At 69.1% G+C, this 19,055-nt stretch carries 23 protein-coding genes; 4 read left to right on the top strand and 19 right to left on the bottom strand.

Features of this window, described 5'->3' with window-relative positions:
- Positions 1-91 precede the first annotated feature (91 nt).
- From ABN273_RS11945 to ABN273_RS11970, 6 genes are read right to left on the bottom strand one after another with little or no spacing between them, the layout of a single operon-like run.
- Entirely contained in the window at positions 92-979 is an 888-nt protein-coding gene (locus tag ABN273_RS11945; protein WP_349448779.1) for a diacylglycerol/lipid kinase family protein, read from the bottom strand.
- A gap of 16 nt (positions 980-995) precedes the next feature.
- On the bottom strand, positions 996-1,880 hold the full coding sequence (gene tatC / locus ABN273_RS11950) for a twin-arginine translocase subunit TatC (RefSeq protein WP_349448780.1): 885 nt from the start codon (positions 1,878-1,880) through the stop codon (positions 996-998).
- A gap of 32 nt (positions 1,881-1,912) precedes the next feature.
- A complete protein-coding gene (tatA, locus tag ABN273_RS11955; RefSeq protein ID WP_349448781.1) occupies positions 1,913-2,251 on the bottom strand; it encodes a Sec-independent protein translocase subunit TatA in 339 nt (112 codons plus the stop codon).
- A gap of 30 nt (positions 2,252-2,281) precedes the next feature.
- Positions 2,282-2,482: a hypothetical protein gene (locus tag ABN273_RS11960; protein ID WP_349448782.1), complete on the bottom strand. Its 201-nt coding sequence runs from the start codon at positions 2,480-2,482 to the stop codon at positions 2,282-2,284.
- Positions 2,479-3,444 carry a helix-turn-helix transcriptional regulator gene (locus ABN273_RS11965; RefSeq protein WP_349448783.1) on the bottom strand — a complete coding sequence of 322 codons (966 nt, stop codon included), beginning with the start codon at positions 3,442-3,444 and terminating at the stop codon, positions 2,479-2,481. The genes ABN273_RS11960 and ABN273_RS11965 overlap by 4 nt, the downstream gene beginning before the upstream one ends.
- Positions 3,441-4,418: a helix-turn-helix transcriptional regulator gene (locus tag ABN273_RS11970; protein ID WP_349448784.1), complete on the bottom strand. Its 978-nt coding sequence runs from the start codon at positions 4,416-4,418 to the stop codon at positions 3,441-3,443. Before ABN273_RS11970 ends, ABN273_RS11965 begins: the two co-directional genes overlap by 4 nt.
- Before the next feature lie 38 nt (positions 4,419-4,456).
- Between ABN273_RS11970 and ABN273_RS11975 the strand changes: the two genes are divergently transcribed.
- Positions 4,457-5,524: a DUF3866 family protein gene (locus ABN273_RS11975; RefSeq protein ID WP_349448785.1), complete on the top strand. Its 1,068-nt coding sequence runs from the start codon at positions 4,457-4,459 to the stop codon at positions 5,522-5,524.
- Here ABN273_RS11975 and ABN273_RS11980 read toward each other — a convergent pair.
- The 9 genes from ABN273_RS11980 to prcB form a co-directional block, all read right to left on the bottom strand.
- On the bottom strand, positions 5,470-5,949 hold the full coding sequence (locus tag ABN273_RS11980) for a DUF3291 domain-containing protein (protein ID WP_349448786.1): 480 nt from the start codon (positions 5,947-5,949) through the stop codon (positions 5,470-5,472). The genes ABN273_RS11975 and ABN273_RS11980 overlap by 55 nt on opposite strands.
- A gap of 16 nt (positions 5,950-5,965) precedes the next feature.
- The gene (locus ABN273_RS11985) at positions 5,966-6,622 is read right to left on the bottom strand and encodes a helix-turn-helix transcriptional regulator (RefSeq protein ID WP_349448787.1); all 657 of its coding nucleotides are present in this window, start codon (positions 6,620-6,622) and stop codon (positions 5,966-5,968) included.
- A gap of 9 nt (positions 6,623-6,631) precedes the next feature.
- Positions 6,632-6,880, bottom strand: coding sequence for a hypothetical protein (locus ABN273_RS11990; RefSeq protein WP_349448788.1), 249 nt, complete (start codon positions 6,878-6,880; stop codon positions 6,632-6,634).
- 5 nt (positions 6,881-6,885) lie between these two features.
- On the bottom strand, positions 6,886-7,818 hold the full coding sequence (locus ABN273_RS11995) for an FKBP-type peptidyl-prolyl cis-trans isomerase (protein ID WP_349448789.1): 933 nt from the start codon (positions 7,816-7,818) through the stop codon (positions 6,886-6,888).
- 60 nt (positions 7,819-7,878) lie between these two features.
- A complete protein-coding gene (locus tag ABN273_RS12000; protein WP_349448790.1) occupies positions 7,879-8,820 on the bottom strand; it encodes an FKBP-type peptidyl-prolyl cis-trans isomerase in 942 nt (313 codons plus the stop codon).
- Between the two features lie 74 nt (positions 8,821-8,894).
- The gene (gene pafA, locus ABN273_RS12005) at positions 8,895-10,253 is read right to left on the bottom strand and encodes a Pup--protein ligase (RefSeq protein ID WP_344995632.1); all 1,359 of its coding nucleotides are present in this window, start codon (positions 10,251-10,253) and stop codon (positions 8,895-8,897) included.
- A gap of 114 nt (positions 10,254-10,367) precedes the next feature.
- Positions 10,368-10,901: a hypothetical protein gene (locus ABN273_RS12010; RefSeq protein ID WP_349448791.1), complete on the bottom strand. Its 534-nt coding sequence runs from the start codon at positions 10,899-10,901 to the stop codon at positions 10,368-10,370.
- A 218-nt stretch (positions 10,902-11,119) separates the two neighbouring features.
- The gene (gene prcA / locus ABN273_RS12015) at positions 11,120-11,905 is read right to left on the bottom strand and encodes a proteasome subunit alpha (RefSeq protein WP_349449006.1); all 786 of its coding nucleotides are present in this window, start codon (positions 11,903-11,905) and stop codon (positions 11,120-11,122) included.
- 21 nt (positions 11,906-11,926) lie between these two features.
- A complete protein-coding gene (gene prcB / locus ABN273_RS12020; RefSeq protein WP_502911004.1) occupies positions 11,927-12,775 on the bottom strand; it encodes a proteasome subunit beta in 849 nt (282 codons plus the stop codon).
- 194 nt (positions 12,776-12,969) lie between these two features.
- Between prcB and ABN273_RS12025 the strand changes: the two genes are divergently transcribed.
- The gene (locus ABN273_RS12025) at positions 12,970-13,107 is read left to right on the top strand and encodes a hypothetical protein (protein ID WP_349448793.1); all 138 of its coding nucleotides are present in this window, start codon (positions 12,970-12,972) and stop codon (positions 13,105-13,107) included.
- A 138-nt stretch (positions 13,108-13,245) separates the two neighbouring features.
- On the top strand, positions 13,246-14,310 hold the full coding sequence (locus tag ABN273_RS12030) for a DNA polymerase IV (RefSeq protein ID WP_349448794.1): 1,065 nt from the start codon (positions 13,246-13,248) through the stop codon (positions 14,308-14,310).
- Here the strand turns inward: ABN273_RS12030 and ABN273_RS12035 are convergent.
- Together ABN273_RS12035 and ABN273_RS12040 are read right to left on the bottom strand one after the other, a co-directional pair.
- Positions 14,283-15,281, bottom strand: coding sequence for an endonuclease domain-containing protein (locus ABN273_RS12035; RefSeq protein WP_349448795.1), 999 nt, complete (start codon positions 15,279-15,281; stop codon positions 14,283-14,285). The genes ABN273_RS12030 and ABN273_RS12035 overlap by 28 nt on opposite strands.
- Before the next feature lie 32 nt (positions 15,282-15,313).
- Complete coding sequence (locus ABN273_RS12040; RefSeq protein ID WP_148031422.1) at positions 15,314-15,523, bottom strand: ubiquitin-like protein Pup; 210 nt, start codon at positions 15,521-15,523, stop codon at positions 15,314-15,316.
- 147 nt (positions 15,524-15,670) lie between these two features.
- Here ABN273_RS12040 and ABN273_RS12045 point away from each other — a divergent pair, with 147 nt between their 5' ends.
- Positions 15,671-16,075, top strand: coding sequence for a hypothetical protein (locus tag ABN273_RS12045; RefSeq protein WP_349448796.1), 405 nt, complete (start codon positions 15,671-15,673; stop codon positions 16,073-16,075).
- 21 nt (positions 16,076-16,096) lie between these two features.
- Here the strand turns inward: ABN273_RS12045 and dop are convergent, their stop codons facing one another.
- Entirely contained in the window at positions 16,097-17,611 is a 1,515-nt protein-coding gene (dop, locus tag ABN273_RS12050) for a depupylase/deamidase Dop (RefSeq protein WP_349448797.1), read from the bottom strand.
- A gap of 86 nt (positions 17,612-17,697) precedes the next feature.
- A complete protein-coding gene (locus tag ABN273_RS12055; protein ID WP_349448798.1) occupies positions 17,698-18,795 on the bottom strand; it encodes an acyltransferase family protein in 1,098 nt (365 codons plus the stop codon).
- Between the last annotated feature and the right edge of the window lie 260 nt (positions 18,796-19,055).

The following is a 19,055-nucleotide window of genomic DNA, read 5'->3' on the forward strand; positions in this document are numbered from 1 at the left end:
AGCCTACCGAAATCGCCATTCCGGTCCGTCCCACCGGAGCCCGCCAAGGCCCTTCCAGCCGCGCCAACCGGGCGCCTTTACGATGTAGATCTCAAACGATGACCCGCAGCGCCCCAGGTCGGACCGCGCAGTGCACCGGCGCCGGCCCCACGCGTTCACCGTCGGCGTAGGCGATCACGTCGGAAGCCTCCAGCCGCACGCTGCGCACCCGCCGCACCGACACCGCCGGGTGCCCCACGTGCGTCCCCCGGTACACGCTCGGGAAGACCCGCAGGAACTCGGCCTTGGACACGGCGTCCAGCATCATCACGTCCAGCAGCCCGTCGTCGGGCCGGGCGTCCGGGCACACCCGCATCCCGGCCCCGTAGGAGCGCGTGTTGCCCACGGCGACCAGCATGACGTCCCGCTCGACGACCTCCTCCTCGTCCAGGGTCACCCGGAACGGGATGGGCCGGAAGGAGCGCAGCTCCTCCACCATCGCCACCACGTACCGCCCCATCCCGGGCGGCCAGGTCCGCTGGTTGGCCCGCTCGTTCACCCGGGAGTCGAACCCGCAGCACACCACCCCGGCGAAGAGCTCATCGGAGGACCCCGCCACGATCCGGGCGGCGTCGACGGCGCGCGACTTCATGCGCAGCACCGTGCGGGCCGCGGCGACGGGGTCCTTGCAGGGCAGCCCGAGCGCGGCCGCGATGTCGTTGCCGGTGCCGGCCGGGATGATGCCGAGCGGCACGCCGGTGCCGGCCACGGCCTGCACGGCCAGGTGGACCAGCCCGTCGCCGCCGAAGGCCACGAGCGCGTCGGGGCGTTCGGCCACTGCGGTGCAGGCGCGTTCCAGCGCGTCGACGGCGTCGTCACCGACGATCACCGACAGCTCGGCCCCTCCGGCGCGCAGCCGGCGCGCCACGGGCTCGAGCATGCGCAGCGTACGGCCGCCGCGGGCGCTGGGGTTGACGAGCAGGGCGAGTTGAGGGGCCACGCCCGGAACTTATCGCCTATCGCGTGGAACCGGAATCCTCCCCGGGTCGCTCGTCCTCGAGCGGGGCGGAGTCCTCCACCAGCGGGGAGGCCTCGTCGTCGGACAGATGGGAGAAGTCCTCGGTGGCGGGCATGCGCTTCTCGCGCATGAACATGAAGAACTCGGCCAGGAAGTACAGCACGACCATGGGCGCGGCCAGCGCCATCATCGTCAGCGGATCGCCGCCGGGCGTGATGACCGCGCCGAAGACGAACATGGCGAAGACCACCCAGCGGCGGTTCTTCTTGACCGTGGCGTGGGAGAGCACGCCGATGATGTTGAGGAACACCAGCAGCAGCGGCAGCTCGAACGAGACGCCGAAGATCACGATCATGATCAGCACGTAGTTGACGTACTCATCGATCTGGATGATGGCCACGGCGTCGCTCGGCGCGAACCCGAGCAGGATGGCCAGGCTGGTGTCCATGATCACGTACGCCAGGAGGGCGCCGACCATGAACAGCGGGATCGCCAGCCCGAGGAAGGCGATCGAGTAGCGCTTCTCGTTGCGGTAGAGGGCCGGAGTGACGAAGGCCCAGATCTGGTAGAGCCAGACGGGTGAGGACACGACGACGCCGACCATCGCCGAGACCTTCAGCGTCAGGAAGAAGGACTGGAAGATGCCGCCGTAGGTCAGCGTGCACTCGCCGACACGCAGCTGCTGGGCCTGCGGCGTCTCGCAGAACGGCTCCTTGATGAACGCCCAGACCGGATCGAAGACGATCCACCCGATGATGATGCCCACGACGACGGCGATCGTCGCGATGAGCAGCCGGTTGCGCAGCTCGCGCAGGTGCTCCATGAGGGGCATGCGGCCCTCAGGGTCAGGCGCGGGCTGACTCGACCGTTTGAGCAGCGCCATCTAACAGTCCAGGTGACGAGGAGGGATGGGGGTCAGGCGCGCTTGTCGGCCTGGGAGGCGGCGCCGGCGCGCAGCTTGGCGGCCTGCTCCTCCAGCTGCCTGGCCTGCTCCTCGGCGGAAAGCGCGGGCGCGGCCTGGAGCTGCGGCGCAGGCGCGGGCTGAGGCTGCGGCTGGGCGGCGGGGGCGGGCTGCGCCTGGGCCTGGACGGTGTGGGTGTCGTCGTCGTCCTCGCGGAGCTTGGCCGTCTCGGACTTGAAGATGCGCAGCGACCTGCCGACGCCACGGGCCATCTCGGGCAGCTTCTTCGCGCCGAACAGCAGGACGAGCACCAGTGCGATGATCAGAAGTTCGGGGACTCCGAGTTGCGACATGAAACGCCCTTTTCTAGCGAGTTCCTTTTTTCAGCCCCGATCGTACGCTGCCAGGGCCGTGGTCTCATCCCCCTGGTGCGTCAATCTGGCCAGCCTCGGCTCCAGCTGCGCCGTCGCCTCGGCGATTTCCCTCTTCAGAGTACGTGCCGCCACAACGACACGGGCACCCGCGAACCCGAGCACCGCCAGCCCGCCCGCGCACAGCCCGATCGCCACGTAGATCCACGTCATGACTGGTGAGCGTACAGCGCGAGGGCACGCTCGGCCTCCTGCCGTACGGTCTCGGCCATCTCGGGCGGCGACACGACCCGGCCGGTGTCGCCCAGGCGCAGCGCCAGCTTGAGAATCCAGTCCTCGTCGCGGGCCCGCAGCGCCACCCGCAGCCGCCCCTCGCCCAGCTCGGTGACCTGCTCGCACGGGTAGTACTCGGCCACCCACCGCCCGGCGGCGCTGAGCTCCAGCTCGACCAGCTCGTCGGTCGGCGAGGGCCGGAAGACGCCCTGGGTGACGTCGATGGGCTCGGCCTCCTCCGGCGGGTCGGCGGGCACGTCGAGAACGTCCACGCCGAGCATCCGGTCGAGCCTGAACAGCCGCATCGCCTCGGCCCGGTAGCACCACCCCTCGAGGTAGGTGCGGCCGTCCACGACCACGATCCGCGTGGGATCGACCTCGCGCGGCGTCACCTCGTCGCGCCCTGGCACGTAGTAACGCAGCGACAGCCGCCGGCCCCTGGTGAGGCCCTCGCGCACGCGCGGCAGGGCGTCGGGGGCGGCGTCCACGTCGACCGCGAGCTGGCTGCTGACGGTGGCGGCGCCCTCCCCTGCGGCCCGCTCCAGCTTGGCCACCACGCGGGGCAGCGCGTCGCCCGGCACCTCGGCGAGCTCGGGGGTGGCGGCCAGCATGCGCAGGGCCACCAGCAGCGCGCTGGCCTCGTCGATGCCGAGCCGCAGCGGCCTGGCGATGGTGTCGGCGTTGTCGATGATGATCTCGCCGCCGTCCCAGGACACGTCGATGAGGTCGCCCGGAGTGTGCCCGGGCAGGCCGCACATCCACACGAGCTGCAGGTCGTCGATGAGCTGCTTCTCGCTCAGCCCGAACACGCCGGCCACCTCGCCGACCTGCGCCCCCGGGTGGGACATCAGGTACGGCACCAGCGCCAGCAACCTAGGCAGCCTGTCGGCGGAGCCACTCATGACGTGATTGCCCCTTTCAGTCGGCGAATGACGGCCTCGCGGGCGTCCGGCGGCTCGGCGACCTGCACGTCGGCGCCGAGGCTGGCCATCCAGCCGGCCAGGCGTTCGGGGTCGGAGAAGGGCAGCTCGGCCTCGTCCCACTCGCCGTCGCCCTCGCGTACGGCCGTGGCCAGCCGGCGCAGCCCTTCGCACGTCCCCCGGCGTACGCGGACGACGGCCACGCGCTCATCCGTCGAGTCGTCGGGAAAGCCGACCATACCCCGTAGATCGACTCCTTCGGGCACCTCGAACGCCCCCGCCTTGCCGACGACGGTGACCTGCCCGGTGATCCGGCTGAGCCGGAAGACGCGCGGCGCGCCCCTGTCACGGTCGAACCCCGCGAGATACCAGCGGCCGTTCCTGCTGACCACGCCCCAGGGCTCCACGGTGCGGGAGCGCACGTTCTCGCTGCCGGCGCTGCGGTAGTCGAAGCGCACCACGCGCCGGTCGCGCACGGCCTCCCACAGCGCGGGGAAGGCCGGATCGCGGGTGTCGACCCGCAGCTCCAGCGCGCCCCCGCCGATGGACCCGCCGATGGACCCGCCCACGGGCTGGTCGGTGGCCACGCCGCCGGCACGCAGCTTCAGCAGCGCCCCCGAGGCGGCCTCGGCGAGGCTGGCCCGCTGCCAGACCTGCGCGGCCAGGCCCAGCACGGCGGCCTCGTCGGGCTCCAGGGTGATCTCGGGCAGCTCGTAGGACTGGCGCTCGATCCGGTAGCCCGGCTCGTCCTCCCAGGGGTCGCGCACGACGTCGATGGGGATGCCGATCTCGCGCAGCTCGTTCTTGTCGCGCTCGAACATGCGCTGGAACGCCTCGTCGCCGTCGCGGTCGTAGCCGGGGACGGCCTGGCGGATCTGCTCGGCCGACAGCGGCCTGCGGGTGGCGAGCAGGCAGATCACCAGATTGAGCAACCGTTCTGTCTTCCGGCGCGACATCTGCCTCACTCCTCTTCCATCGACGCTACCCTGCCCCCGTGATCAGATGGCGCAAGGGCGAGGTTGTACGGATCCGACGCGAGTGGCCGGGAGCGGTGGAGCTGGACGTCGCCGTCCCCGAGGGGGAGTGCCGGGCGCTGGCGTATCCGCCGTTGGTGGGCCGCCCGGAACCCGGCGACGAGGTGCTGCTCAACACGACCGCGCTCGCGATGGGTCTCGGTACGGGAGGTTACGCCATGGTGGTGGCCGTCCCTAACCGTTTGCCGCAAGATCCTGAGGGTCCTGGGCACCTGGTGAAGGCGCGGTACACGCCGCTGCAGGCCACCGTGCTGGGCGCGGACGAGCAGGACTCGCCGCATCACGAGCGGTTGCGCGAGGCCGACTCGGTCGACGGCATGCCCGTGGTCGTGGCCGACCTGCACTCGGCGCTGCCGCCCATCCTGTGCGGCCTGTACGCGGACCGGCCCGGCACGCGGGTGGCGTACGTGATGCAGGACGGCGGGGCGCTGCCGGCGTGGTTCTCGATGGCGGCGGCCCGGCTGCGGGAGATCGGCTGGCTGGCGGGCGTGGTGACGGTCGGGCAGTCGTTCGGCGGCGATGTGGAGGCGGTCACTGTCCACACCGGCCTGCTGGCGGCCAGGCACGTGCTGGAGGCCGACGTGGCGGTCGTCGCCCAGGGCCCCGGCAACCTGGGCACGGGCACCAGGTGGGGCTTCTCGGGGGTGTCGGCGGGCGAGGCGGTGAACGCGGCGGGCGTGCTGCTCGGCCGGCCGGTGGCGGCGCTGCGGGTCAGCGAGGGCGACAAGCGCGAGCGCCACTACGGGGTCTCGCACCACTCGCTGACCGCCTACGGCCGGGTCGCCCTCTCCCCCGCCGACGTGCCGGTGCCCGTGCTGCCCGGGGAGTTCGGCGAGCGGGTCAGGGACCAGGCCGAGCTGCTGGCCGTACGGCACCGCCTGGTGCCGGTGCCGGTGGACGGCCTGCACGAGGCGCTGCGCGAGTCCCCGGTGCGGCTCTCGACGATGGGCAGGGGGCTGGAGGAGGACCTGGCCTACTTCCTGGCCTCGGCGGCGGCGGGCAGGCTGACGGCCTCGCTGCTGTCGTAGGAGTCCTTGAACGTGAACGCCTCGGGGCTCGGGCCCTCGGCCTTGAGGCGTTCCAGCCGCCGTATGCCTTCCGCCAGCGACGGGATGTGGCCCTCGGGGATCCACCACATCACCATGTACGGCTCGGCCATGCGCAGGAACCACTCCCTGCGCCGGCGCAGCACGCCCAGGTGGGCGCTGCGGTAGACGTAGTTCCACAGGGTGTCCAGCGACTCCCACACCGAGAAGTTGATCAGCAGGTGGTCGCCGTACCCGTGGATGACGGTGGCGGTGGGGTCGTCCTCGCTCTCCTTCAGCCGCCACACGAACCCGGGCGCTTCGTCGGCGAGGTCGTTGATGGGCTCCAGGAGTGCGACGAACTCGGCGAGTTCGGGGCTGTCGATGGGCGCGCGCAGGTGGGCGACGTTCAGCTCGGCGAGATGCATGCCGCTCAGCACACCATCACCCGCCTTCTATATCAATATTCGTTTGTTTTAGAGTGACGCAGCACTCCCCCGGCCTCGGGTCGAGCGCGGCCCTGGCCGGATCGTCGCCGAGCCCTTCGAGCAGGCCCTGGCACAGGGCCAGGTTCATGGAGCACACCAGCAGCGGCTGCTCCTGGGCGAGCACGTGGAACGGGCAGTTGCGCAGCCGCAGCGCGCCCCCCTCCTCGTACGGCTCGTAGCCACGCGCCTCGAGCACCTGCTCGACCGGCTCCCCCGCGTGCTTGCCGGCCATCTTCGCGCCGGCCTCGCGCGCGGACCGCTCGGCCTGCTCCTCGGCCCCCAGCGCGTCCACGACGCCGGCCAGGACGGAGGCGAGGGTGGCGTAGTCGCGCGGCGGCAGGCTCACCGACCGCTCGCCCCTGGCCCGGCGGTAGACCTTGGCGGGCCGGCCACTGCCCGGCCCCTTCTTGTCCTGCGGGCGGAAACCGCTCTCCAGAAGCCCGGCCTCGACGAGCTTGTCGAGGTGGTGGCCCGCGAGGGTTCTGGACACGCCAGCGGCCTCGGCCGCCTCTCCCCTGCCCACGTCGCCGCCGCGGGCCGCGACGACCGCGTACAGGCTGCGGCGGACGGGGTCGTGCAGGAGCGCCAGCGCGTCCAGGTCATCGCTACTCACAGCGGGAGTCTATGAAAGCTTCCGCTCGACGTGCTTGTGGGTGCACCCGCGGCTGGGCTTGATCTCGGCGCCGCCGTACTTCCGCCAGCACGCGCCCTTCTTGATCACCCAGATGTCGATCCACTCGGGGGCGTGGTAGCGCCGGTGCACGTCCCTGGCGTTGCGCAGCAGCCGGGCGGCCACGCGGCCCGCGTCGGCCTTCGAGGCGGAGACGTGCACCCACGTCTGGCCGGCGTCCCCGCCGAAGACGCAGTCCATGGTGCTCAGTACGCGGCCAGCACGTCCACGACGAACACCAGCGTGTCGGAGCCCATGACGCCGTGGGCGGGATCGCCGGCGGCTCCGTACCCGTAGGAGGGCGGCACGATCATCAGGACGCGGCTGCCGGCGGGCACGCCCACCAGGGCGCGCTCCCAGCCCTTGATGACGCTGCCGTCGCCGATCCTGAACGCCTTCGGCCGGCCGGTCGTCCAGGTGGTGTCGAAGACGCGGCGGCGGCTCCAGCTCGCGCCCTCGTACTGGGCGACCACGAGCTGCCCCGCCTGCGTCGCGCGCCCGTCGCCCCTGGCCAGCACCTTGACCGCGAAGGCGGCCGGCGGCGCGGTCGCGGGCACCGCCAAGGCGGGCCGGCTGCCGCCGGTGACGCGCACGCCCGCCAGCGTGCCGCCGCCCGCCCCCGCCGAGGCGCCCCTGGAGTGGGCGCCGAGGATGTCGACGACGTAGAGGAGCTCCTCCCCCGGGCCGCGCGGCTCGGCGGGAACGGCGGCGACGACCCTGCTGCCCACCCGGTGGCCCCGCAGCGCCCCGGCCAGCCCCTCACTCACCGGGAAGGCGGCGGGGACGCCGCGGTCGAAGGTGGAGTCGACCAGGCGATTGTCCTTGCCGTCCCAGACGTGCGCGGTGTACTGGACGATCGCCACATCGTCCGCCGCCAGGGGCGGGCCGGCGCCGGTGGCCGGCTCGTCCACCTGGAGCCCGGCGGCGGGCTTGCCGCCGGGGAAGGTGATCGTCGGCCTGGCGCCGAACGGGCCGGCCACCCTCATGTCGCGGCCGCCCACCGTCACATCGAGGCCTGCCGCCATGCCTGAGCCGCCCGCTGTCAGGCCAGCGCCGCCCGCTGCCATGTCCGGGCCGCCCGCGCAGCCGGCAAGCAGCACGAGTGCCGGCAACAACGCGGCGGTGCGGTGGCGGCGCATCGGTCCTTCCAGGCGGCCGGGGCTGGGGCTGGCGATGCTACCGCCTCGCCCAGACCCGCGTCAGTAGGCCGCCAGGACGTCCACCACGAACACCAGGGTGCTCTTGGCGGGAATGCCCTGCTGCTCCTGGTCGCCGTAGCCCAGGTCCGGCGGGATGCTCATCACGACCCGGCTGCCGACCGGCACCCCGGCCAGGCCCTGCTGCCAGCCCTTGATGACGTTCCCGAGCGGGAACTCGGCCGGCTGGCCCCGCTCCCAGCTGGAGTCGAACTGCTTGTCAGTGCCCCAGATCTTGCCCGTGTAGTTCACGGTGAGCGTCTGGCCGGGCTGCACCTTCGCGCCGGTGCCCTCGATCAGGGTCTTGACGACCAGCTTGTCCGACGGCTTGTCCTTCGTCTTCGTGGACAGCGTGGGCGCCTTCTCGCCGCCAGGGCTCTCGACCTTGACGCCCTTGATGCTCTGGCCGGTCTCCTTGCCGGCGGCGGCCTTCAGCGGCGTCGGCGCGGTGGCGACGACGTCGAACACGAACACCTTGGTCGGCTCGGCCGGCGCGGTCGCCTGCTGCTGGGCGGCAGAGTCGTTGGCCAGCACGGCCAGCAGCCGGCCGCCGTGCTTGACCTTGGTGAAGCCCTCCTGCAGCACCTGCGGGATCTGCTCGTTGACCGCGATCGTCTCGGGCTGCTTGGTGTCGTAGGAGGAGCCCTGGACGGCGTTGCCCTTGCCGTCCCAGTTGTAGACGGTCAGGTTGACGATCACCCGGTCGCCCGCCTTGACCCCGCCTCCGGTGCCCGGCTGGACCACCGAGTACGAGGACGTGGTGGCGGGTGAGCCGGACGGGAAGGCCACCGTGGGCTTGGCGCCCACGTTCCCGGTGACCTTGAACCCCGACGCTCCCGCTCCCGGCGCGCTGGACGCGCCGGTGCTCGCGCTGTTGTCGGAGCCGCAGGCTGCGGCGAACAAGATCAAAGGCACGGCGGCCACTACGGCCAGAGCGCGGCGCATGGGTTTCCCTCGGAAAGACGGCAGATTCGCGTCACCATACCCGACTTGAAGGTAGGCCCGAGGTAAACCCCGCGCTACATCCCGGCTATGAGCTTGTCCACCCGCTCGTCCACGCTCCGGAACGGGTCCTTGCACAGCACCGTGCGCTGCGCCTGGTCGTTCAGCTTGAGATGCACCCAGTCGACGGTGAAGTCGCGCCGCTTCTCCTGCGCCTTGCGGATGAACTCGCCGCGCAGCCGCGCCCTCGTGGTCTGCGGCGGCACCGACTTGGCCTCGAAGATCTTCAGGTCGGACGCCACCCGCTCCACCGAGCCGCGCTTCTGCAGCAGGTAGTACAGGCCCCGCTTGCGGTGCACGTCGTGGTAGGCCAGGTCCAGCTGGGCCACCCGCGGCGAGGACAGCGGCAGGTCGTACTTCTTCCGGTAGCGCTCGATGAGCTGGTATTTCGTCACCCAGTCGATCTCACGGGAGACCAGGTCGAGGTTGCCGGTGTCGACGGCGTTCAGCGTGCGCTCCCACAGCTCCAGCACCCGGTGGGCGATGGCGTCGCCGCCGCGGCGGTCGACGAAGTCCTTCGCCTTGGACAGGTATTCCTGCTGGATCTCCAGGCTGGACGCCTCGCGCCCGTTGGCCAGGCGCACCCTGCGCCGGCCCGTCATGTCGTGGGAGACCTCGCGGATGGCCCTGATCGGGTTCTCCAGCGACAGGTCGCGCATCACGGTGCCCGACTCGATCATGCGCAGCACCAGGTCGGTGGCGCCGACCTTGAGCAGCATGGTGGTCTCGCTCATGTTGGAGTCGCCCACGATGACGTGCAGGCGGCGGAACCGCTCGGCGTCGGCGTGCGGCTCGTCCCGCGTGTTGATGATGGGCCTGGAGCGGGTGGTGGCGCTGGAGACGCCCTCCCAGATGTGCTCGGCCCGCTGTGAGACGCAATAGACGGCGCCGCGCGGCGTCTGCAGGACCTTGCCGGCCCCGCACACGATCTGGCGCGTCACCAGGAACGGGATCAGCACGTCCGCCAGCCGCCCGAACTCCCCGTGCCTGCCGACCAGGTAGTTCTCGTGGCAGCCGTAGGAGTTTCCGGCTGAGTCCGTGTTGTTCTTGAACAGATAGATGTCACCGGCGATGCCCTCCTCGCGAAGCCGTTTCTCGGCGTCGACCAGGAGGCCCTCGAGAATGCGCTCACCCGCCTTGTCGTGGGTGACGAGCTCGATGACGTTGTCACACTCGGGTGTTGCGTACTCAGGATGGCTGCCCACGTCGAGGTAGAGACGTGCGCCGTTGCGGAGGAAGACGTTGCTCGATCGGCCCCAGGACACGACCCGCCGGAACAAGTAGCGCGCGACCTCGTCGGGCGACAGCCTGCGCTGCCCCCTGAACGTGCAGGTCACGCCGTACTCGTTCTCCAGCCCGAAGATGCGACGATCCATCACCTCACACTATGCCCATGGATCGGCGAGCGGGAGAGATCCTCCCAGGTGTTTTCACTCGGCGCGCCGTGCCCGCGCCCGCCCCCACGGGGCGCGGGGCGCTGGCGCTCGCGATCAGGGGGTATAGATCTCCTGAACTTTGACGATTTTTCCCTTGTAGACGGTGATGAGCGAGGGATGGCCCTGGTCACCGTGGCGCTTGATCAGCACGCTCCTGGAGCACCGCTTGGCGCCGAGGCCCGTGTTCCTGTTGACCGTCATGTCGCTCATCGACGCCTTGCAGCCGTAGGCGGACAGGAAGACCACGTCCTTGGCGATGGGCGAGGCGTACGCCGTGACGTCGCCCTTGGGCGGGCCCACGAAGAGGCCCTCGGTCTCGGTGCCCTTCTTCCACCTGATCGGCTCGTACTCGGCCACACCACCCCGGATGTGGGTGATCCAGCCGCGCAGGATGCCGTTGTGGCGGGAGTGGATGCCCTTGGTGAAGTCGTGCTTCGGGTCCTTCTGGAAGGTCGTGCCGAAGATCTTGGGCGCCTTGTAGTCGGGGACCGCGGCGGCAACCGTCGCTGCCTGGGCCGCCACACCTGAGCTCAGCACCACGGCCACGGCGGCACCGGCCGCCAGGAGGCCACGCTTGGGAATGTTCACGGATTCTGAGATTCTCGATCAACCTGTGAAGTTCGCCCGAACCATAGTGAAACAGGTCACATCGCACGCGTCGCGCCGCACATGACATCGCGGGAGAGCCTTGTGGCAGCGGGCCGCGGAGACGCAGAAGACCCGCCACATGCCAATGCATGGCGGGTCTCCGGAAACCCCGTCAGGGGCCGCCGTGGCGGCCCCTGACGGGTGTGCAGCGCGCGGCCCTACAGCGGCGAGGACCCGTCGTCCACGTCACCCTCAGGTCCCGTCGGGGGCGGCGTGTCCCCCGAGGGAGAGGGGGCGGCCGGGGGCGCGGCGGCCGGGGTGGAGGTCTGGGCCAGGAGACGCTCCAGGCGGGCGCCCGTGAGACGGAGGAACTTGCGGTGCTCACGGTTGCGGTCGAGCACCGCGACCTCCAGCTGCGCCACCGGCGGCCGCTCGCCGCCGGGCTCGGTGAGCGCCGTCAGCGCCACCTCCAGCGCGTCGGCCAGCGACATCGACTCGCGGTAGCGCTCCTTGAGCCGCGTGGCCACCGCCTCGGCCTGGCCGCCCATGGCGGCGAAGCCGTGCTCGTCGAAGACCGACCCGTCGAAGGTGAGCCGGTAGATCGCGTCGCCGTCCTTGGTCTCGCCCACCTCGGCGACGACGACCTCCACCTCCAGCGACTTGATCGACTCGGTGAAGATGCGGCCCAGGTTGGACGCGTACAGGTTGGCCAGGCCGCGGCCGGTCACGTCGGAGCGGTCGTAGGTGTAGCCGTTGATGTCGGCGTAGCGGATGCCGCCGAGCCGCAGCTCCTCGAACTCGTTGTAGCGGCCCACGGCCGCGAACCCGATGCGGTCGTAGATCTCGCTGATCTTGTGCAGCGCCCGCGACGGGTTGGGCGCGACGAACAGGATGCCATCGACGTACTGGAGCACGACGACGGAGCGGCCCCGCGCGATGCCCTTGCGCGCGTAGTCGGCCTTGTCCCGCATGATCTGCTCAGGGGACGCATATCCGAAAGGCATGGACACGGTGGTGATCCCTTTCTAGCGCAGCGGGGCGATGGGGCCGTCGGGCGAGATCAGCCGCGCCTCAAGCATCTGCTCGACGTAGGCGGAGACCTGCTCCTCGGTCAACCTGCGGAAACCATCGGCGTCGATCACCGACACGATCGGCCAGATCTTCCTCGTGACGTCGGGCCCGCCGGTCGCCGAGTCGTCGTCGGCCGCGTCGTAGAGGGCCTGGATGAGGGTCATCACCATGTCGTCGGCCGAGGCGCCGTCGCGGTAGAGCTTCTTCAGCGACCCGCGCGCGAAGATCGAGCCGGAGCCGATGGCGTCGAATCTCTCGCGCTCGTAAGGTCCGCCCGCCACGTCGTAGCTGAAGATGCGCCCTTCATCCTTGTCAGGGTCGTACGCGGAGAACAGCGGCACCACCACCAGCCCCTGCATCGCCATGGCGAGGTTGCCCCTGATCATGGTGGCCAGGCGGTTGGCCTTGCCCGCCACCGACATCGTGCGGCCCTCGAGCTTCTCGTAGTGCTCCAGCTCCACGCGGAACAGCCGGGCGAACTCGATGCCGGTGCTGGCCGTGCCCGCGATGCCCATGCACGAGTAGTCGTCGGTGCGGAACACCTTCTCCACGTCGCGCTGCGAGATGATGTTGCCCGACGTGGCCCGCCGGTCACCCGCCATGACCACGCCACCGGAGAAGGTGGCGGCCACGATCGTGGTCGCGTGCGGAACCTGGTCGCCGATCGGGGTGGCCAGCACCTCATCCCGCTGCGGCAACAAGTCAGGCGCATACGAGCTGACAAACTCCGTGAACGAGGAACTTCCGGTGTTCTGGAAAAGCTGGTTGACCAAGCCGACGGGCAGATCCCTGTGCGATGCCACGCGACTCCCTCCAAACGTCAATGTTCCTAGGGCGACCCTACTCATGTTGCGTTGCTGTCTGCACTTCCCACGATCAGCTCACGGCGAACCCACCTGATCACGCGCCGCCGCGTTCCGTGCCCAGATCGTTTCCTTACGGGCGCCACCCGCCATGCGACCGTCGCATGTCTGCACGTCCCGAACGGGAGGCCGACATGAGATCACCCGGCCGACGTGCGGTGATCGGGGCCACCATCCTCCCGGCGCTCACGTCCTGCGGCACCGGCACGGAGACCAGCGGGGGCGGCATCACCCTGACGATCGCGGCCAGCTCCATCATCGGCGGCAAGTGAACCGGCGCGACGTGCTGGGCTTCTACCGGCAGCTCTACGGCGGCAACGGCCTCGGCGGCCCCGCCTGCGCCGTACCGCTCCGCGCCCTCATCCACCGCGACGACGAGCCGCTCACCACATCACGACATACTTGGGAGCATGAGGGACTGGATCCTCCACGTCGACCTCGACCAGTTCATCGCCGCCGTCGAGCTCCTCCGCCACCCCGAGCTCCGCGGCAAACCCGTCGTCGTCGGCGGGTCAGGAGACCCCACCCAGCCCCGCACCGTCGCCGCCACCGCCACCTACGAAGCCCGCGAATACGGCATCCACTCCGGCATGCCGCTCCGCACCGCACTCAAACGCTGCCCCGACGCGATCTTCCTGCCCAGCGACCCACCCGCCTACGAAGCCGCCTCCGCACGCGTCATGGCCGTCCTGCGCGAATTCCCCGTCCTCGTCGAAATCTGGGGCTGGGACGAAGCCTTCCTCGGCGCCACCACCGACGACCCGGAAACCCTCGCCGCCGCCATCCAGCACGCCGTACACGCCCGCACCCAGCTGACCTGCTCCGTCGGCATCGGCGACAACAAACACCAGGCCAAACTCGCCTCAGGCCTCGCCAAACCCGCCGGAATCCACCGCCTCACCAGCGACAACTGGGCCGAGACCATGAACGACCGGCCCACCCACGCCCTCTGGGGCATCGGCGCCAAAACCGCCAAAAAACTCGCCGGCCTCGGTCTCCACACCGTCGCCCAGCTCGCCGCCGCCGACCCCGCCCACCTGGCCCGCCACTTCGGCCCCACCAACGGCCCCTGGTACCGCTACCTCGCCCTCGGCAAAGGCGAAGCCGAAGTCGTCACCACCCCCTGGATCGCCCGCGGCCACAGCCGCGAAACCACCTTCCGGCACGACCTCACCGACAAGGCCGACATCGCCCACCACGTGGCCGCCCTCGCCACCCAGGTCGCCCACGACGCCGACAAAGCAGGCCGCCAAGTCGCCCGGGTATCGGTCAAGGTCCGCTTCACCCCGTTCCTGACCCGCACCCGCCAGTCGAAACTCGCCACACCCACCACGGACCCGGCCACCATCGAACAAGCGGCCCTCACCATCCTCGACCGCTACGACCTCACCCGCCCCGTCCGCCTCCTCGGCGTCGCCGTCGACTACACCCTCCCGCCGAGAGATGATCAGCCCACCCTCGAGGCCCTGGAATAGAAATCCGCCCGAAGCTCCTCCTCGGCCCGGATCAACTCCCGCAACTCCTCCTCAGAAACCTCGACCTCGTCGAATCCCCCGAGAGACGCCTCCACATACGAAAGCGCCCGCCACACCACACCCGGATCATCCCTGAACTGCCCGATCCCGGTATTGCACGGCAAACACAGCGCATATCGCACATCACCCGTGCGATGACAATGATCCACATGCTCGGGCGGCCGACCCCAGCACACCACACACAAACTGTGCTGGGCCGAAATCATCCGCTCGACATCCTCATGCCGCACCTGATAGCGCTGCGTGAGGTGATAAGTCCTCGTGCGCGCAACTTCACCAACGGCGCGCTGCTCCGGGAGGATCACGAACTCCGGCCAGAGAATCTCCCCGTCCAGATAGAGGGCCGCCAACTCCAGCAACACGAGGTTGTCGCCGAAGTGGCCCAGCCCGTTGTTGCAGTTGAAACAGAGAACGCCCCGGACCTGGCCGGTCTCGTGGCTGTGGTCGACGAACGTGCCCGGCACGACCTGGCAGATGGCGCAGAGCCCGCCCTGACGGGCGAGCATGCGCTCAAAGTCGTCCTCGGTGATGCCGTAGCGGAGCTTCAGCTTGTAGTTGCGATCGCTCCCATGATTCTTGATTCTGTTGTCGAGCGTCACACGCGCGTGACACGGCTTGCAGTAATTGGTCAGGCCATCTTTGGCAGACCGATTACTACCGAAGTCGTGCCTCGACTTGATCTCGGAACACCGAGGGCAGTATTTGTGCCCCTCAGGAACCTCAACCCGTTCACGCACAGTTTTCCCTTGTTCGGCCATGCGCTTGCGATAGCTCTGAGTGGACCGCCCACGGAAGCAGACTTTGCAATATCGCGCCCGCCCATCGGCCATGCGCTTATTGAGCCCGAACTCGGAGACCGGCTTGGTCTCACCACAGTCCGGGCACTGCTTCATTTCGTCCGGCGTTTCCACCCGATTTACTCCTTTTGGATGTCCGTTTTGCCCTACTCTCCGCCCTTTTGCACATAACTGCGCACGAATTCCTCTGCGTTCTCTTCGAGAACTTCGTCTATTTCGTCCAGAATTGCGTCGACATCGTCCGTGAGCTTCTCCTGCCGCTCCTGAACGTCCGGCGCCGCCGAGGCCTCGGTCTCCTCGACTTCGCTCTCGCGCCGCCCGGTCTGCTTCTGGCCGCCGGTGTCCTTGGTTGCCATGTCCTACCTCCACTTGGGGGACGTGCCTCTAGGCATATCTTCCCCGAACCGGGCGACATTTCGCGCCGATCGCCCAGCGATCTTGACGTCTTGACTAGATAGTCAAACTATCCAATACTGGATGCCGTACGCACAAGGAGGTTCGGAATGTCCCCCCAGTCTCTGAGCACGGCAGGTGTGCTCCTCATCACAGTCCCGGGTGTGGCCTTCGGCGGCGTCACGCTGCTGAAGTTCCTGATGCGGAACGTCCCGGGCTACCTGGACAACCCCGTCCGGCGGGGCCTGTGGCGCGCCGGGCACGCCCATGCGGGCGTGCTGGTGCTGTTCTCGCTGGTGGCGATGCTCTACGTGGACCAGGCGAGCCTGCCGGAGGGCGTGAAGGCTCTGACGCGGGCGTTGATCGTGGCCGCGCCGATTCTCATGCCGCTGGGTTTCTTCCTGTCGGTGGTGCGGCCGAGTGACACGAAGCCGAGCAGGCTGATCTGGTTGACGGTGGCGGGTGGGGTGTGCCTGGCGGTGGGCACGCTGACGCTGGGTGTGGGCCTGTTGTGACGGCCCGCCCCGGGACGGCGGTCAGTCGCCGCCGGTGAGGGCGGCGACGAGGTCGGCGGCGGTGCGGCAGCGGTCGAAGAGTTCGCCGACATGGGCCTTGGTGCCGCGCAGGGGTTCGAGTGTCGGCACTCGTTGCAGGGATTCCCGGCCGGGGATGTCGAAGATGACGGAGTCCCAGGATGCGGCGGCGACGGATTCGCTGTATTGGCTCAGGCAGCGGCCGCGGAAGTAGGCGCGGGTGTCGGTGGGCGGGCTTTCGACGGCGCGCTGGACTTCTTCCTCGGTGACGAGGCGTTGCATGCGTCCGCGGGCGACGAGGCGGTTGTAGAGGCCGCGGTCGGGCCGGATGTCGGAGTATTGCAGGTCGACGAGCTGGAGGCGGGGGTGGGACCAGTTGAGGCCGTCGCGGGAGCGGTAGCCCTCGAGGAGTTCGAGTTTGGCGACCCAGTCGAGTTCGCGGGAGAGCTGCATGGGGTCTTCGGCGAGGCGGGTGAGCACGGACTCCCAGCGGTCGAGGATGTCCTTGTTCATCTCCTCTTGGGCGGTGCCACGCTCTTCGACGTATTTGCGGGCTTGCTCGAGGTATTCCATCTGGAGCTGGACGGCGGTGAGCTTGCGGCCGTCGCGCATGGAGATCTCGTAGCGGCAGGTGGGGTCGTGTGAGACGGCCCTGAGGGCTTGTACGGGGTTGTCGACGGCGAGGTCGCGGGTGAGGAAGCCCTCTTCGATCATGGCGAGGACGAGGGCGGTGGAGCCCAGTTTCAGGTATGTCGATATTTCCGACATGTTGGCGTCGCCGATGATCACGTGGAGTCGCCGGTACTTCTCGGGGTCGGCGTGCGGCTCGTCGCGGGTGTTGATGATGGGCCGCTTCAGCGTGGTCTCGAGACCGACTTCGACCTCGAAGAAGTCGGCGCGCTGGCTGATCTGGAAGCCCTCGCCGCGCGAGTCCTGACCGATGCCGACCTTGCCGGCGCCGACGACGACCTGCCGGGAGACGAAGAAGGGGGTGAGGTGCCTGACGATGTCGGCGAACGGGGTGGCGCGCCGCATGAGGTAGTTCTCGTGGCAGCCGTAGGAGGCGCCCTTGGCGTCGGTGTTGTTCTTGTAGAGCTGGATGGGCGCGTTGGAGGGGATGGCGGAGGCGCGCGTGGCGGCGTCGTACATGACTCGTTCGCCCGCCTTGTCCCAGATGACGGCTGCCCGGGGGTTGGTGCACTCGGGCGAGCTGTACTCGGGGTGGGCGTGGTCGACGTAGAGCCTGGCGCCGTTGGTGAGGATGACGTTGGCGAGGCCGAGGTCCTCGTCGGTGAGCTGGCTGGGGTCGGCGACCTCTCTGGCCAGGTCGAAGCCGCGCGCGTCGCGCAGTGGGTTCTCCTCTTCGAAGTCCCACCGTGCCCTGCGCGCGCGAGCTGCTGAGGCGGCCAGGTAGGCGTTCACTACCTGGGAGGAGGTCACCATCGCGTTGGCGCCTGGCTGGCCGGGTACGGAGATGCCGTACTCGGTCTCGATGCCCATCACCCGACGCACCGTCATGCAACACCCTCTGTTCGTCCGGATCTGCCTATCCGCCGTTTATATGCCCGAGCCTATGCCCTTCACAGTGCCCCAGGGTCACAGAGTTATGGCACCGACGCCTTTTCCACCTGTACGGCGGGAGCTGATGGGGTTTGTGGGCGTCTGCGGGGCTTGAGTAGCCGCTGGATGGGCCGTTCGGCAAAGGAGTACACGAGATACGACACCAGCACGGCCGCCAGCACGGTCACGGTGGCGGTGGCCCAGGGGGGCAGGTGGCCGGTGAGCAGGGGGATGAGGGCCACCGCGAGCACGCTATGGAGGAGGTAAAGCGGGTATGTGGTGCCGCCGAGCGCGGTGAGCGTTCTGGATGGTTTGAGCCTGAGCAGTCCGAGCGCGACGAGCGACATCAGGATGAAGATCAACGTGATGGTGATGACGACGCTGACGTCGGTGACGGGCATGTTCTTGAACCCGGCGCCGTCGATGCGCCGGTGGACGCGGCCGAGCGCGGAGTCGATCGACAGGGCGTACCCGGCGGCGACGTAGATCCAGGGAAGCACGGCGCTGCCGTGCTTGTGTATGAGATACAGGGCCATGCCGGCGGCGAAGTAGGGCGCGTAGTCCGGCATGACGATCTCGCGGACGACCTCGTTGTCGAAGAGCTGGGCCTGCGCCAGCAGCTTGACGGCGAGCGCGGCGGCCAGCCAGATGCCCGTGAACGCGAGCACGCGCCCGTACGTGACCCCGACGATCACGAGGATGGCCATCAGCAGGTAGAACCGGAGCTCTGCCCAGAGCGACCAGTAGACACCGCTGGCGTCGGTGACCTTGAACAACCGCTGGAACATGGTGGCGTTCAGCAGGTATTCGCCTGGTGAAAGTTTTGGGTCGAGCGCCTTGGCGCCGGTGAGCCCGTACAGGGCCGCGACGGCGCCGAGGCTGAGCCAGTACGCGGGGTAGAGGCGGACGAGCCGGGACCGGGCGAACCCGCCGAGCCCGCGCCCCCAGACGGTCATGAGGATGACGAATCCGCTGATGATGAAGAACAACTCGACGCCGAGGATGCCCAGCCCCGCGATGGGCGCCAGCGCCGGGAACAACTCGGCGGGCCGGTCTCCCCAGACGGATGCGTACGCAACCAGGTAGTGGAAGGCGACGACGGCCAGGGCGGCGAGGAAGCGCAGGAGGTCGAGCTCGGCCAACCGGCCGTCCCCCCGAGCATGCTTGGGCCGGTTGGGTGCGTGCACGCCCTTTTGACGTCACATCCATCGCTTTGGTTCCATAAGTCTCTCTGTTCCCACCAGTGACATGCCCGCCTGCACGATCACGCAGGCGGGCTCGCGGGGTGTGGCCCTGGAATCGGCTGTGGCCGCCGGTCGCGCCCGATGAGCCGTTGCGTCTGCCACAGTGCGCATCCGCGGTGATGCGCACTCAGAGACCGCGTGGCGTCCGCGGAGAACGC

Source organism: Nonomuraea sp. B19D2, from assembly GCF_040137845.1.
GTDB lineage: Bacteria > Actinomycetota > Actinomycetes > Streptosporangiales > Streptosporangiaceae > Nonomuraea.

Coding starts and splice junctions, on each gene's coding strand:
- tatC (WP_349448780.1), bottom strand. CDS start 1,880: ATGGCGCTGCTCAAACGGTCGAGTCAGCCCGCGCCTGACCCTGAGGGC.
- tatA (WP_349448781.1), bottom strand. CDS start 2,251: ATGTCGCAACTCGGAGTCCCCGAACTTCTGATCATCGCACTGGTGCTC.
- ABN273_RS11960 (WP_349448782.1), bottom strand. CDS start 2,482: ATGACGTGGATCTACGTGGCGATCGGGCTGTGCGCGGGCGGGCTGGCG.
- ABN273_RS11965 (WP_349448783.1), bottom strand. CDS start 3,444: ATGAGTGGCTCCGCCGACAGGCTGCCTAGGTTGCTGGCGCTGGTGCCG.
- ABN273_RS11970 (WP_349448784.1), bottom strand. CDS start 4,418: ATGTCGCGCCGGAAGACAGAACGGTTGCTCAATCTGGTGATCTGCCTG.
- ABN273_RS11980 (WP_349448786.1), bottom strand. CDS start 5,949: ATGCATCTCGCCGAGCTGAACGTCGCCCACCTGCGCGCGCCCATCGAC.
- ABN273_RS11990 (WP_349448788.1), bottom strand. CDS start 6,880: ATGGACTGCGTCTTCGGCGGGGACGCCGGCCAGACGTGGGTGCACGTC.
- ABN273_RS11995 (WP_349448789.1), bottom strand. CDS start 7,818: ATGCGCCGCCACCGCACCGCCGCGTTGTTGCCGGCACTCGTGCTGCTT.
- ABN273_RS12000 (WP_349448790.1), bottom strand. CDS start 8,820: ATGCGCCGCGCTCTGGCCGTAGTGGCCGCCGTGCCTTTGATCTTGTTC.
- pafA (WP_344995632.1), bottom strand. CDS start 10,253: ATGGATCGTCGCATCTTCGGGCTGGAGAACGAGTACGGCGTGACCTGC.
- prcA (WP_349449006.1), bottom strand. CDS start 11,905: ATGCCTTTCGGATATGCGTCCCCTGAGCAGATCATGCGGGACAAGGCC.
- ABN273_RS12025 (WP_349448793.1), top strand. CDS start 12,970: ATGAGATCACCCGGCCGACGTGCGGTGATCGGGGCCACCATCCTCCCG.
- ABN273_RS12030 (WP_349448794.1), top strand. CDS start 13,246: ATGAGGGACTGGATCCTCCACGTCGACCTCGACCAGTTCATCGCCGCC.
- ABN273_RS12040 (WP_148031422.1), bottom strand. CDS start 15,523: ATGGCAACCAAGGACACCGGCGGCCAGAAGCAGACCGGGCGGCGCGAG.
- ABN273_RS12045 (WP_349448796.1), top strand. CDS start 15,671: ATGTCCCCCCAGTCTCTGAGCACGGCAGGTGTGCTCCTCATCACAGTC.
- dop (WP_349448797.1), bottom strand. CDS start 17,611: ATGACGGTGCGTCGGGTGATGGGCATCGAGACCGAGTACGGCATCTCC.